Annotated in this window: 19 protein-coding genes; 18 read left to right on the top strand and 1 reads right to left on the bottom strand. The window is 67.6% G+C overall.

Going from position 1 to position 12235, the window contains the following annotated elements; genetic code table 11:
• The first annotated feature begins 9 nt into the window (after nt 1-9).
• The 12 genes from rplN to map all read left to right on the top strand — a co-directional run bounded on the left by rplN (nt 10) and on the right by map (nt 7190).
• Nucleotides 10-378, top strand: coding sequence for a 50S ribosomal protein L14 (rplN, locus tag DEI96_RS16680; protein ID WP_017885523.1), 369 nt, complete (start codon nt 10-12; stop codon nt 376-378).
• Between the two features lie 3 nt (nt 379-381).
• Nucleotides 382-741, top strand: coding sequence for a 50S ribosomal protein L24 (rplX, locus tag DEI96_RS16675; RefSeq protein WP_017885522.1), 360 nt, complete (start codon nt 382-384; stop codon nt 739-741).
• On the top strand, nt 741-1331 hold the full coding sequence (gene rplE / locus DEI96_RS16670) for a 50S ribosomal protein L5 (protein ID WP_042537502.1): 591 nt from the start codon (nt 741-743) through the stop codon (nt 1329-1331). Before rplX ends, rplE begins: the two co-directional genes overlap by 1 nt.
• A gap of 153 nt (nt 1332-1484) precedes the next feature.
• Nucleotides 1485-1883 (top strand): 30S ribosomal protein S8, encoded by a 399-nt coding sequence (rpsH, locus tag DEI96_RS16665; protein ID WP_017885519.1) that lies wholly within the window; start codon nt 1485-1487, stop codon nt 1881-1883.
• A gap of 6 nt (nt 1884-1889) precedes the next feature.
• On the top strand, nt 1890-2426 hold the full coding sequence (rplF, locus tag DEI96_RS16660; protein ID WP_017885518.1) for a 50S ribosomal protein L6: 537 nt from the start codon (nt 1890-1892) through the stop codon (nt 2424-2426).
• A 2-nt stretch (nt 2427-2428) separates the two neighbouring features.
• Entirely contained in the window at nt 2429-2803 is a 375-nt protein-coding gene (gene rplR, locus DEI96_RS16655; RefSeq protein WP_027466725.1) for a 50S ribosomal protein L18, read from the top strand.
• Nucleotides 2800-3648, top strand: coding sequence for a 30S ribosomal protein S5 (gene rpsE, locus DEI96_RS16650; RefSeq protein ID WP_071406161.1), 849 nt, complete (start codon nt 2800-2802; stop codon nt 3646-3648). Before rplR ends, rpsE begins: the two co-directional genes overlap by 4 nt.
• Nucleotides 3648-3833 carry a 50S ribosomal protein L30 gene (rpmD, locus tag DEI96_RS16645; RefSeq protein WP_017885515.1) on the top strand — a complete coding sequence of 62 codons (186 nt, stop codon included), beginning with the start codon at nt 3648-3650 and terminating at the stop codon, nt 3831-3833. Before rpsE ends, rpmD begins: the two co-directional genes overlap by 1 nt.
• Nucleotides 3830-4294: a 50S ribosomal protein L15 gene (gene rplO, locus DEI96_RS16640; protein ID WP_017885514.1), complete on the top strand. Its 465-nt coding sequence runs from the start codon at nt 3830-3832 to the stop codon at nt 4292-4294. Before rpmD ends, rplO begins: the two co-directional genes overlap by 4 nt.
• Before the next feature lie 147 nt (nt 4295-4441).
• Complete coding sequence (gene secY / locus DEI96_RS16635; RefSeq protein ID WP_027466722.1) at nt 4442-5764, top strand: preprotein translocase subunit SecY; 1323 nt, start codon at nt 4442-4444, stop codon at nt 5762-5764.
• Nucleotides 5761-6351, top strand: a complete 591-nt coding sequence (locus DEI96_RS16630; RefSeq protein WP_111023288.1) for an adenylate kinase — start codon at nt 5761-5763, stop codon at nt 6349-6351. The genes secY and DEI96_RS16630 overlap by 4 nt, the downstream gene beginning before the upstream one ends.
• A gap of 5 nt (nt 6352-6356) precedes the next feature.
• On the top strand, nt 6357-7190 hold the full coding sequence (gene map / locus DEI96_RS16625) for a type I methionyl aminopeptidase (protein WP_502866285.1): 834 nt from the start codon (nt 6357-6359) through the stop codon (nt 7188-7190).
• 145 nt (nt 7191-7335) lie between these two features.
• On the opposite strand, the gene DEI96_RS16620 is transcribed toward map, so the two are convergent.
• Nucleotides 7336-8631 (bottom strand): LCP family protein, encoded by a 1296-nt coding sequence (locus DEI96_RS16620; protein WP_110863214.1) that lies wholly within the window; start codon nt 8629-8631, stop codon nt 7336-7338.
• A gap of 294 nt (nt 8632-8925) precedes the next feature.
• Here DEI96_RS16620 and infA point away from each other — a divergent pair, with 294 nt between their 5' ends.
• The 6 genes from infA (at nt 8926) to rplQ (ending at nt 12146) form a co-directional block, all read left to right on the top strand.
• Complete coding sequence (infA, locus tag DEI96_RS16615) at nt 8926-9147, top strand: translation initiation factor IF-1 (RefSeq protein ID WP_017885509.1); 222 nt, start codon at nt 8926-8928, stop codon at nt 9145-9147.
• A 70-nt stretch (nt 9148-9217) separates the two neighbouring features.
• Nucleotides 9218-9334 carry a 50S ribosomal protein L36 gene (gene rpmJ, locus DEI96_RS16610; protein ID WP_022903266.1) on the top strand — a complete coding sequence of 39 codons (117 nt, stop codon included), beginning with the start codon at nt 9218-9220 and terminating at the stop codon, nt 9332-9334.
• A gap of 186 nt (nt 9335-9520) precedes the next feature.
• A complete protein-coding gene (gene rpsM, locus DEI96_RS16605; RefSeq protein ID WP_017885508.1) occupies nt 9521-9895 on the top strand; it encodes a 30S ribosomal protein S13 in 375 nt (124 codons plus the stop codon).
• Nucleotides 9896-9904: 9 nt separating this feature from the next.
• Nucleotides 9905-10303, top strand: a complete 399-nt coding sequence (gene rpsK, locus DEI96_RS16600; protein WP_017885507.1) for a 30S ribosomal protein S11 — start codon at nt 9905-9907, stop codon at nt 10301-10303.
• Between the two features lie 205 nt (nt 10304-10508).
• Nucleotides 10509-11504, top strand: a complete 996-nt coding sequence (locus DEI96_RS16595) for a DNA-directed RNA polymerase subunit alpha (RefSeq protein ID WP_017885506.1) — start codon at nt 10509-10511, stop codon at nt 11502-11504.
• A gap of 63 nt (nt 11505-11567) precedes the next feature.
• Nucleotides 11568-12146, top strand: a complete 579-nt coding sequence (rplQ, locus tag DEI96_RS16590; protein ID WP_071245471.1) for a 50S ribosomal protein L17 — start codon at nt 11568-11570, stop codon at nt 12144-12146.
• Nucleotides 12147-12235 lie beyond the last annotated feature (89 nt).

Raw genomic sequence — 12235 nt, 5'->3', positions numbered from 1 at the left:
GAGACAGCAGTGATTCAGCAGGAATCCCGCCTGAAGGTCGCCGACAACACGGGTGCCAAGGAGATCTTGACCATCCGCGTGCTCGGTGGCTCGGGTCGTCGCTACGCCGGCCTCGGTGACGTCATCGTCGCCACGGTGAAGGACGCCATCCCCGGCGGCAACGTGAAGAAGGGTGACGTCGTCAAGGCAGTCATCGTTCGCACCAAGAAGGAGACCCGTCGTCAGGACGGCTCCTACATCAAGTTCGACGAGAACGCGGCAGTGATCCTCAAGGCCGACGGCGACCCGCGCGGTACGCGCATCTTCGGTCCGGTCGGTCGCGAGCTCCGTGACAAGAAGTTCATGAAGATCATCTCGCTCGCGCCGGAGGTGCTGTAAGCCATGGCGAACATCAAGAAGGGTGACCTCGTCCAGGTCATCACGGGCGCGACGCAGGAGCGTGGCGGCGACCGTGGCAAGCAGGGCAAGGTCATCGAGGTCCTCAAGGACAAGAACCGCGTCGTCGTCGAGGGCGTGAACTTCGTCACGAAGCACGTCCGCGTCGGTCAGACGCAGCGTGGTTCGAAGACCGGTGGCATCGAGCAGCACGAAGCCTCGATCCACGTCTCGAACGTCGCACTCGTCGACCCGAAGACGAAGAAGCCGACGCGTGTCGGCTTCCGCACCGAAGAGGTGGAGAAGGACGGCGTCAAGAAGACCGTCCGTGTCCGCTACGCGAAGAAGTCTGGTGAGAAGCTCTGATGACTGACACGACTGCTGCGCCCGCTGGCAAGATCCAGCCGCGCCTCAAGCAGAAGTACCTGGCCGAGATCAAGACGGCCCTCACCGAGCAGTTCGGTTACGCGAACGTCAACCAGGTCCCCGGCCTGGTCAAGGTCGTCGTGAACACCGGTGTCGGCGAGGCCGCTCGTGACTCCAAGATCATCGAGGGGGCCATCAAGGACCTCACGGCGATCACGGGTCAGAAGCCCCAGGTCAACATCGCCCGCAAGTCCATCGCACAGTTCAAGCTGCGCGAGGGTCAGGCCATCGGCGCGCACGTCACCCTCCGTGGTGACCGCGCGTGGGAGTTCCTGGACCGCCTGGTGACGCTCGCACTGCCCCGCATCCGCGACTTCCGCGGTCTCAGCGACAAGCAGTTCGACGGCAACGGCAACTACACGTTCGGTCTCACGGAGCAGTCCGTGTTCCACGAGATCGACCAGGACCGCATCGACCGTGTCCGCGGCTTCGACATCACTGTCGTCACCACCGCGAAGACGGACGACGAGGGACGCGCGCTGCTCCGCCAGCTCGGCTTCCCGTTCCGCTCCAACGAGCAGACGGTCTAAACTACTTCGGGCGGTGCGGGCCGGAGGATTCACGTCCTCCGGCCCGCACGCACGAACACACCGATCTCGGGGAACCGCCCCGGGATCACTCGATCGCTCAGGTCGGCATTCGTGGAACGGGTGTCGAAACCAGGCGAGAAATGGACGAACATCATGACGATGACCGATCCGGTCGCAGACATGCTGACCAGATTGCGGAACGCGAACTCCGCGCACCACGACGCAGTCGCGCTCCCGAGCTCCAAGCTCAAGAAGAACATCGCCGACATCCTCAAGCGTGAGGGCTACATCAGCGAGTGGAAGGTGGAGGACGCCCGAGTCGGGCAGACCCTCACCATCGACCTGAAGTACGGCCCCGAGCGCGAGCGTTCGATCGCCGGCATCAAGCGCGTCTCGAAGCCGGGCCTCCGGGTCTACGCGAAGTCGACGGAGATCCCCCAGGTCCTCGGTGGCCTCGGCGTGGCGATCCTCTCGACCTCCTCCGGCCTCCTGACCGACCGCGAAGCCGAGCAGAAGGGCGTGGGTGGGGAAGTCCTCGCCTACGTGTGGTGATCGACAATGTCACGAATCGGACGTCTCCCCATCGACATCCCCGCCGGCGTCACCGTCTCCGTTGACGGTCAGAACGTGGCGGTCAAGGGCCCGAAGGGCGAGCTCGCGCTCGTCATCGCGGAGCCCATCCAGGCCAAGGTCGAGGAGAACCAGGTCCTCGTCACCCGTCCGGACGACGAGCGCGAGTCGCGTTCGCTCCACGGACTGACCCGGACCCTCATCGCCAACAACATCATCGGCGTGACCCAGGGCTACACCAAGGGCCTCGAGGTCGTCGGTACGGGTTACCGTGTCGCGGCCAAGGGCTCGAACCTCGAGTTCGCCCTCGGGTACTCCCACTCGATCACGGTCGAGCCGCCGGCGGGCATCAGCTTCGCGGTGGAGGGCAACAACAAGGTCACCGTCGCCGGTATCGACAAGCAGGCTGTCGGCGAGGTCGCCGCGAACATCCGGAAGCTCCGGAAGCCCGAGCCCTACAAGGGCAAGGGTGTCCGTTACGCCGGCGAGAACGTGCGCCGCAAGGCCGGAAAGTCAGGTAAGTGATCATGGGACTCCTCAAGACACGAGGCAAGAGCAAGGCGGCCGCCAAGGCGCGTCGTCACAACCGTCTCCGCAAGAAGATCACCGGCACCGAGGCTCGTCCCCGTCTCGCCGTCACCCGCTCGTCGCGTCACGTGTTCGTGCAGGTCATCGACGACTCGAAGGGTCACACCCTCGCCAGCGCCTCGACGATGGAGGCAGACCTCCGCTCGTTCGACGGCGACAAGACCGCCAAGGCCCGTCGCGTCGGTGAGCTCCTCGCCGAGCGCGCGAAGTCGGCTGGCGTCGAGGCCGTGGTCTTCGACCGCGGTGGCAGCAAGTACGCCGGTCGCGTCGCCGCGATCGCCGATGGTGCCCGTGAAGGAGGGCTGAACCTGTGAGCGACAACGCGAACACCAACGAAGACGCCAAGACCGAGGCCGTCGAGGCCACGGAGACCGAGGCTGTCGAGACCACGGAGACCACCGAGGCGAGCACGGAGGCCACGGCCACCGACGCAACCGCCGAGGCGACCACCGAGGGCGCCAAGACCGGCAAGGAGGCGGAGGCACCTGCCGTCGCCGAGCGTCCGGTCGAGACCGCCGCGGGCTCCGCGTCCAACAACCGCGACTCCGCTGACAACCGTGGCCGTCGTGGTGGCGGTCGTGACCGTCAGCAGGGCCGCGACCGCAACAACCGCGGTGGCGACAGCCAGTTCCTCGAGCGCGTGGTGACCATCAACCGCGTCTCGAAGGTCGTCAAGGGTGGTCGTCGCTTCAGCTTCACGGCGCTCGTCGTCGTCGGTGACGGCAACGGCCTCGTGGGCGTCGGCTACGGCAAGGCCAAGGAGGTCCCCACGGCGATCTCCAAGGGTGTCGAAGAGGCGAAGAAGAACTTCTTCCGCGTCCCCCGCGTCGGCAACACGATCCCGCACCCGGTGCAGGGTGAAGCCGCCGCTGGCGTCGTCCTCCTGCGTCCGGCCGGCCCCGGTACCGGTGTCATCGCCGGTGGTCCGGTCCGCGCCGTGCTCGAGTGCGCCGGCATCCACGACGTCCTGAGCAAGTCGCTCGGCTCGTCGAACACCATCAACATCGTGCACGCGACCGTCGAGGCCCTGAAGCAGCTCGAGGAGCCCCGCGCCGTCGCGAGCCGTCGTGGCCTCGACGTCGAGCGGGTCGTCCCGGCCCGTCTGCTCCAGGCCGAGGCCGCAGCCCTGCGTGCCGCGACCGAGAAGGCAGGTGCGTGATGGCGATGCTGAAGATCACGCAGATCAAGTCCGTTATCAGCGAGAAGCAGTACCAGCGCGACACCCTGCGCAGCCTGGGCCTCAAGCGCATCGGCCGTTCGGTCGAGCGTGAGGACAACTCCCAGAACCGCGGGTACATCGCGACGGTGGCGCACCTCGTGAAGGTCGAGGAGGTCGACGCATGAGCGACGAGAAGAACGAGCGCGTGCAGGTGCTGAAGCTGCACCACCTCCGTCCTGCAGAGGGCGCCAAGAAGGACCGCACACGTGTTGGTCGCGGTGAGGGCTCGAAGGGCAAGACCGCTGGGCGTGGTACCAAGGGCACGAAGGCCCGTTACCAGGTCCGGGTCGGCTTCGAGGGTGGGCAGATGCCGCTGCACATGCGCACCCCGAAGCTCCGCGGGTTCAAGAACCCGTTCCGGGTCGAGTACCAGGTCGTGAACCTGGACAAGATCTCGGAGCTCTACCCCGATGGTGGCGACGTCACCGTTGCGGGCCTGGTCGCCAAGGGCGCTGTCCGCAAGAACGAGAAGGTCAAGGTTCTCGGTCAGGGTGACATCACCGTGAAGATCACGGTCGCGGTCGACAAGGTCTCGGCGTCCGCCGCCGAGAAGATCGTGGCTGCTGGCGGCACCGTCTCCCAGTAACCCCCGTCGGCGGCCCGTGCGTTTGCGCACGGGCCGCCGTTACGGTTTCCTTGACAGTGGCCGGCATCCGCCAGCCGGGTCGGCCCTGCCGACCGAAACCGGTCCGGCCGCGATCGACGGCCCCGGTCCCACAAGTTCGGAGTCATCGTGTTCAGAGCGGTCGCGCGCATCATGCGCACCCCTGATCTTCGCAAGAAGATCGGCTTCACCCTCGCGATCATCGCGCTGTTCCGTCTCGGGTCGTACATCCCGGCACCGTTCGTCGACTACGCCGCCGTGCAGAGCTGCCTCGCCAGCGCGTCGTCCTCCGGCGGTCTCTACGACCTCATCAACCTCTTCTCCGGCGGCGCGCTGCTGAAGCTCTCGGTCTTCGCGCTCGGCATCATGCCGTACATCACGTCGTCGATCATCGTGCAGCTCCTGCGCGTGGTCATCCCGCACTTCGACACCCTCTACAAGGAGGGCCAGTCGGGCCAGGCGAAGCTGACGCAGTACACGCGCTACCTCACCATCGCGCTCGGTGTGCTGCAGTCCACGACCCTGATCACGGTCGCCCGCTCCGGCGCCCTGTTCGGCACCAACGCCTCCGCGTCCTGCACGTCGATCATCTCGAACGACAGCTGGTACGCCATCATGCTGATGGTCGTCACGCTGACCGCCGGTACCGGCCTCATCATGTGGATGGGCGAGCTCGTCACCGAGCGCGGCATCGGCAACGGCATGTCGCTCCTGATCTTCACGTCCATCGCGGCGCAGTTCCCGTCGGCGCTCTGGGCGATCGAGCAGTCGCAGTCGTTCGAGCTCTTCCTGTTCGTGATCCTGGTCGGACTCGTGATCATGATGGCCGTCGTGTTCGTCGAGCAGTCACAGCGGCGGATCCCCGTGCAGTACGCCAAGCGCATGGTCGGGCGGCGGACGTACGGCGGCAACAACACCTACATCCCGATCAAGGTGAACATGGCCGGCGTGGTGCCCGTCATCTTCGCCTCGTCGCTGCTGTACCTGCCGGCCCTGATCGCGCAGTTCAACCAGCCCTCGGACGGCTCCGAGCCGGCCGCGTGGGTGACGTGGATCCAGAACAACCTGACCTCGGGTGACAACTGGTTCTACATGGTCCTGTACTTCCTGCTCATCGTCGGGTTCACGTACTTCTACGTGGCGATCACCTTCAACCCCGAAGAGGTCGCCGACAACATGAAGAAGTACGGCGGGTTCATCCCCGGCATCCGTGCCGGTCGTCCGACCGCCGAGTACCTCGACTACGTCCTCACCCGGGTGACGCTGCCCGGTTCGCTCTACCTCGGTCTCATCGCGCTCATCCCGCTGGCAGCACTGGCGCTGTTCGGCGCGAACCAGAACTTCCCGTTCGGTGGCGCGAGCATCCTCATCATCGTGGGTGTCGGTCTCGAGACCGTGAAGCAGATCGACTCGCAACTGCAGCAGCGTCACTACGAAGGGCTTCTCCGTTGAGCGCACGTCTCATCATCGTCGGACCTCCCGGAGCCGGGAAGGGCACCCAGGCCGGCCGCATCGCCGACTCCTTCGGGATCCCCGCGATCTCGACCGGGGACATCTTCCGCAAGAACGTGGCAGAGGGCACGCCCCTCGGTGTGCAGGCGAAGGCGATCATGGACGCCGGCGACTACGTGCCGGACTCCCTGACGAACGAGCTCGTGAAGTCCCGCCTGCAGGAGCCCGACGCCGAGCACGGCTTCCTGCTGGACGGCTACCCGCGCACGGTCGGTCAGGTCGAGTACCTCGACGCACTGCTCGCTGAGCAGGGCACCGGGATCGACGCCGTCGTGCAGCTCGTCGCCGACCAGGACGAGCTCGTCGGTCGCCTGCTCAAGCGCGCCGAGGACCAGGGCCGCAGCGACGACACCGAGGAGACGATCCGTCGTCGCCAGCAGGTCTACGCCGAGCAGACGGCGCCCATCGTGGCGGCGTACGGCGAGCGTGGCCTCGTCGTCGACGTCGACGGCCTCGGTGCCATCGACGAGGTCGGCGACCGCATCCAGACGGCACTGGCGGGCCGCGGGCTCTCCGCGACCGTCTGACCAGCGTGGTGCGGTTCAAGAAGCCCTCGATCTACAAGACCCCGGACGAGCTCCGGGCGATGGTCCGGCCGGGTCTGCTGACCGCCGAGGCGCTCGACGCCGTCTGTGCAGCGATCCGTCCGGGGATCACCACCGGTGAACTCGATGCGATCGCCGAGCGCACCATCCGTGAGGGCGGGGGAGTCCCGAACTTCCAGCTCGTGCCCGGCTACCGCCACACGCTGTGCGTGTCGGTGAACGACGAGATCGTGCACGGGATCCCCGGTGCGCGCGTGCTCGCGCCCGGCGACATCGTGTCGGTGGACGCCGGCGCCGAGGTCGACGGCTGGAACGGCGACAGCGCCTTCACGACCGTCGTGCCCGGCGGCGACGCAGCGGTCGCCGCAGCCCGTCAGACGCTCTGCGACACGACCGAGCGGTCGCTCTGGCACGGCATCGCCGCGCTCGCCCACGCGAAGAACCTGCACGAGGTCGGCTCGGCTGTGGAGGACGCGATCGACGAGACCGGCGCGTGGGGCATCGTCGAGGACTACACCGGCCACGGCATCGGCCGGTCGATGCACGAGGAACCGCCGGTCTTCAACTACCGCGTGCGCGGTGCCGGACCTGCCGTCAAGCCGGGGCTGGTGGTCGCCATCGAGCCCATGGTCACGGCCGGCGCGATCGACAGCTCGACGGACGACGACGAGTGGACGGTCCGGACGCTCGACGGCTCCGACGCCGCCCACTGGGAGCACAGCGTCGCGGTGCACGCGGCCGGCATCTGGGTGCTCACGGCCGCCGACGGCGGCGCTCGGGGCCTGGCCCCGCTGGGTGTGACGCCCGTCCCGATCCCGTAGGACGGGCCTCCAGTCCGCACGCGGTGCCCACGCTGGGCGTCTCCGCTCGATGCGACGACCGGGAGGCCCGGCTGGCGTCCGCCGCGTCGACGATGTCGCGTGGACCCACCCGACCACTGCCCGGCGCACGCGCCGTGGCGTCGCGTCAGTTGCCGACGGAGCAGGTCTCCTCGGAGGCGCTCTGCCCGGTGATCGACGAGGGCAGCGGTGTCGCCGACGCGGTCGGCGTCCGCGTGGCGGTCGCGCTCGACGTCGCCGACGGTGTGCCGGCGGACGACGAGGTCCCGGACGAACCCGAGGTGCCGGACGACCCCGAGGAGCCGGACGACCCGGTGCCGCTCGACGTCCCGCCGCTCGACGGCGACTCCTCGGACGCGCGACCGGTGCTCGAGTCGCTCAGCGAGGACCGGACGTCGTTCTGCAGCGCCACGTTCAGGGTGTGGGCCGTCTCCTGGTCGACGATCACGCGGGCGCTGTCGGCGGGGTCGTCGGCCACCGGGTACTGCACGAAGAGCATGTTGGCCGTGCTCATCCCGCGCAGGGCTGCCGCGAGCTTGACGAGGGTGCCGGTCTGGGCGAGGCCGTCGGACAGCGTCATGTTGGACAGGGCGGCGCCGGCCAGCTTGTAGAGCGTGATCGGGTTCGAGAGCGTGCCGTCCGAGGTGACCTTGCGGAGGAGCGCCGACAGGAACACCTGCTGCGAGCTGATGCGGGCGAGGTCGCTGCCGTCGCCGACCCCGTGGCGCGTGCGCAGGAACGCCAGGGCGTCCGAGCCCTCGAGGGAGTGCGAGCCCGTCGTGAGGTGCAGGCCGGTGAACGTGTCGTCGATCGGCTCGGCGACGCAGACGTCCACGCCGCCGAGGGCGTTCGACATCTCGATCACGCCGTCGAACGTGATGAGTCCGGCGTAGGGGATGCTCAGACCGGTCAGGTTCTCCACCGTGTCCACGACGCAGGAGACACCGCCGTTGCCGAGCGCGGTGTTGAACATCGCCGAGGTGGACGCCGGGTAGGTCGTGCCGGTCGCGGGGTTCGTGCAGGCCGGGATGGGGACCATCAGGTCGCGGGGGAAGCTGACCGCGGTGAGCTGCTGGTGGTCCGCAGAGATGTGGATGAGCATCGTGACGTCGTTGCGGGCGCCCTCGACGTCCTCGTCGGAGTCGAACTGGCCGACCCGGGTGTCGCTCCCGATGAGCAGGATGTTCGCCCCGCCCTTGATCGCCGAGATGTCCGCGGTCTTCGCGGTGCTCTGGTCGTCGGTGCTCAGCGCGACGGTCTGCGGCGCGGTGGCGAGCTGGGCCCCGGCGATCGCGGCGACGCTCGTGCCGCTGACGAGCAGGACGGCGACGGCGGACGCGACGACGGTGACGAGCGTGCCCCAACCCCGGCGACGGGCCTGCTTGCCGTGGCTGGCGAAGGGGCGTCGGGTGGCGTCGGGCACGTGTTCTCCGTTCGGTGGTCCGGCGCGAGCTGCTGGTGCGGCGGACGTGGCTGCGGAGCAAAACTACGGTTCGCGCGCATGTGCGCGCCCGGAGCGCGCCGTCAAACCACTGTGCAACGCTCAGGCGCGGCCCCGGAAGCCCCAGACGTGGGGTGTTCCGCGTCCCCACTTGGCAATTGCGGGTTTACCACATAAGATCGATCTTTGGTGTGTCATGCCCTCTCGGGTGTGGCGACCGACCCGCAGACCGGTTCGGGGATCACACCTGTTCCACAACCAAGCGACAGTGAGGCTATGGCCAAGAAAGACGGCGTCATCGAGATCGAAGGCTCGGTGCTCGAAGCTCTGCCCAACGCGATGTTCCGCGTTGAGCTGACGAACGGACACAAGGTCCTCGCGCACATCTCCGGGAAGATGCGCCAGCACTACATCCGCATCCTCCCCGAGGACCGCGTGATCGTGGAGCTGAGCCCGTACGACCTGACCCGCGGCCGGATCGTCTACCGCTACAAGTGATCCGCGAGCTGGAAAGGAACGGCACGGCAATCCTGCCGAGCACGAAGCCAGCGAGCACGAGGAAAGAACCATGAAGGTCAACCCCAGCGTCAAGCCCATCTGCGAACACTGCCGTGTGATTCGCCGCAAGGGCCGCGTCATGGTGATCTGCAAGAGCAACCCGCGTCACAAGCAGCGCCAGGGCTAGTCCCGGGCGCGTGACCGGCGCCGACGGTGTCCCTCGGACACCAGGCTGCTCGAGCACGACCCACAACTGAAGATCGACAACGCAGTACCAGAACCCGGTTGCACGACGACCGGGGGACACCTCGGGGCGGAGGCCCGAGCACCGGTACTGCGCCACACCTCCATCGACAACAGGAGCAGCCATCACATGGCACGTCTAGCAGGCGTCGACATCCCGCGCGAGAAGCGCGTGGAGATCGCACTCACGTACATCTACGGCGTCGGCCGTACCCGCGCCGTCCAGGCACTGACGGAGACCGGTATCTCCGGTGACATCCGCGTCAAGGACCTGACCGACGACCAGCTCGTCGCCCTCCGTGACTTCATCGAGGGCAACTTCAAGGTCGAGGGTGACCTCCGCCGTGAGGTCGCCGCCGACATCCGCCGCAAGGTCGAGATCGGCAGCTACGAGGGTCTTCGCCACCGTCGTGGTCTCCCGGTGCGCGGTCAGCGCACCAAGACCAACGCTCGTACCCGCAAGGGACCGAAGCGCACCGTGGCAGGCAAGAAGAAGGCTCGATAGGAGACCCCGATGGCTACCCCCAAGACTGCCGCGCGCAAGCCGCGCCGCAAGGAGAAGAAGAACGTCGCTGTGGGCCAGGCCCACATCAAGAGCACGTTCAACAACACGATCGTCAGCATCACCGACCCGTCGGGTGCCGTCCTCAGCTGGGCGTCCTCGGGTGCCGTGGGCTTCAAGGGTTCGCGCAAGTCGACGCCGTTCGCGGCGCAGCTCGCTGCCGAGTCCGCTGCGCGTCAGGCGCAGGAGCACGGCGTCAAGAAGGTCGACGTCTTCGTGAAGGGCCCGGGTTCGGGTCGCGAGACCGCGATCCGCTCCCTCCAGGCCGCTGGCCTCGAGGTCGGCTCGATCAACGACGTCACGCCGCAGGCGCACAACGGGTGCCGCCCGCCCAAGCGCCGTCGCGTCTGACGCGAGGAGCAACCGGCCGCGCCCTGCTCGTCCCCTGACCGGATCCGTTCCGGCGAGGGCGGGCAGGGCCCGCGGCCATTCCTGGTCGTTCGATCGCGCACGTGTGTGCGCGTGATCACAACTCAACAGACCCGTCGGGGCCCATGCGGCCCCGTCGTACCGCCAAGTGTCATATAGCGGACACTTCGCCGAAAGGAATCCCACAGTGCTCATTGCACAGCGCCCCACCCTGACCGAGGAGCCGATCTCCGAGCACCGCTCGCGCTTCGTCATCGAGCCGCTCGAGCCGGGCTTCGGTTACACCCTCGGCAACTCGCTGCGCCGCACGCTCCTCTCCTCGATCCCCGGCGCGGCTGTCACCAGCATCCGCATCGACGGCGTCCTCCACGAGTTCAGCACCGTTCCCGGTGTCAAGGAAGACGTCACCGAGATCATCCTCAACATCAAGAGCCTGGTCGTCTCCAGCGAGCACGACGAGCCCATCACGGCGTACCTGCGCAAGCAGGGTGCCGGTCAGGTCACCGCGGCGGACATCTCCGCTCCGGCCGGCGTCGAGATCCACAACCCGGAACTCGTCATCGCGACCCTGAACGACACCGCGCGCTTCGAGCTCGAGCTCACGATCGAGCGTGGCCGTGGCTACGTCTCGGCGACGCAGAACCGTTCCGAGTTCAGCGAAGCCGGGCAGATCCCGATCGACTCGATCTACTCGCCCGTCCTCAAGGTCACCTACCGCGTCGAGGCGACGCGTGCCGGTGAGCGCACGGACTTCGACCGCCTGGTCGTCGACGTCGAAGCGAAGCCGGCCATCACGCCGCGCGACGCCATCGCGTCGGCCGGTCGCACGCTGGTCGAGCTGTTCGGGCTCGCTCGCGAGCTCAACACGGCGGCAGAGGGCATCGAGATCGGCCCCGCGCCGGTCGACGCCGTGCTCTCGAACGAACTGCAGACCCCGATCGAGGACCTCGACCTGTCGGTCCGCAGCTACAACTGCCTGAAGCGGGAGGGCATCAACACGGTGTCCGAGCTCGTCGCCCTGTCGGAGACGCAGCTCATGAACATCCGCAACTTCGGTCAGAAGTCGGTGGACGAGGTCAAGGACAAGCTCACCGAGCTCGGCCTGTCCCTCAAGGACACCGTCCCCGGATTCGACGGCGCCCACTTCTACAGCGGGTACGACGAGGACGAGTCCAACAACTGACCTCGCGCTCACGCGCAAGCGCGCTGACACCGCGCGCACCACTTTCACCACTGGAGAACTGACATGCCGAAGCCCACCAAGGGCCCCCGCCTCGGTGGCGGTCCCGCCCACGAGCGCCTGCTCCTGAGCAACCTCGCCAACGCCCTCTTCACGCACGGTCGCATCACGACCACCGAGACGAAGGCCAAGCGCCTCCGCCCGGTCGCCGAGCGTCTCATCACGTTCGCGAAGCGCGGCGACCTGCACGCGCGTCGTCGTGTGATCAGCATCCTGCGCGACAAGTCCGTCGTGCACACGCTGTTCACCGAGATCGCTCCCCAGGTCGAGGACCGCCAGGGCGGTTACACCCGCATCACGAAGCTCGGCTTCCGCAAGGGCGACAACGCCCCGCTGGCGTCGATCGAGCTCGTCCTCGAGCCCGTCTCGAGCACGCCCGCTCCGGTCAAGCGCAACTCGGCTCCGGCCGCTGCTGCCGCCCCGGTCGACGAGCCCGCCGCCGACGAGACCACCGAGGAGGCCCCGGTCGAAGAGACCGAGACCACCGAGGAGTCCGCCCCGGTCGAGACCGAGTCCGAGACCGAGGCTGCTGCCGAGGTCGAGGCCGACGCCGCCGAGAAGTCGGACGACGCCGACACCAAGTAGTCCGGTGCCCTCCGGGGCGCTGCACCACCACGAGGAAGCCCCCGCGACCCAGGTCGCGGGGGCTTCCTCGCGTCCGAGGCTGGTCGTGC

The sequence above is a fragment of the Curtobacterium sp. MCLR17_031 genome (assembly GCF_003234775.2).
GTDB lineage: Bacteria > Actinomycetota > Actinomycetes > Actinomycetales > Microbacteriaceae > Curtobacterium > Curtobacterium flaccumfaciens.
Note: the sequence above shows the minus strand (reverse complement) of the source record. Positions and strands in the feature narration are given on the sequence as shown.

Bases quoted from the DNA above. Each gene is read 5' to 3' on its own strand.
- rpsM (WP_017885508.1), top strand. From the start codon at position 9,521: ATGGCACGTCTAGCAGGCGTCGACATCCCGCGCGAGAAGCGCGTGGAG.
- infA (WP_017885509.1), top strand. From the start codon at position 8,926: ATGGCCAAGAAAGACGGCGTCATCGAGATCGAAGGCTCGGTGCTCGAA.
- rpsH (WP_017885519.1), top strand. From the start codon at position 1,485: ATGACGATGACCGATCCGGTCGCAGACATGCTGACCAGATTGCGGAAC.
- rplQ (WP_071245471.1), top strand. From the start codon at position 11,568: ATGCCGAAGCCCACCAAGGGCCCCCGCCTCGGTGGCGGTCCCGCCCAC.
- rplO (WP_017885514.1), top strand. From the start codon at position 3,830: ATGAGCGACGAGAAGAACGAGCGCGTGCAGGTGCTGAAGCTGCACCAC.
- rpmJ (WP_022903266.1), top strand. From the start codon at position 9,218: ATGAAGGTCAACCCCAGCGTCAAGCCCATCTGCGAACACTGCCGTGTG.
- rpmD (WP_017885515.1), top strand. From the start codon at position 3,648: ATGGCGATGCTGAAGATCACGCAGATCAAGTCCGTTATCAGCGAGAAG.
- rplE (WP_042537502.1), top strand. From the start codon at position 741: ATGACTGACACGACTGCTGCGCCCGCTGGCAAGATCCAGCCGCGCCTC.
- rplR (WP_027466725.1), top strand. From the start codon at position 2,429: ATGGGACTCCTCAAGACACGAGGCAAGAGCAAGGCGGCCGCCAAGGCG.
- rpsK (WP_017885507.1), top strand. From the start codon at position 9,905: ATGGCTACCCCCAAGACTGCCGCGCGCAAGCCGCGCCGCAAGGAGAAG.
- rplX (WP_017885522.1), top strand. From the start codon at position 382: ATGGCGAACATCAAGAAGGGTGACCTCGTCCAGGTCATCACGGGCGCG.
- rplF (WP_017885518.1), top strand. From the start codon at position 1,890: ATGTCACGAATCGGACGTCTCCCCATCGACATCCCCGCCGGCGTCACC.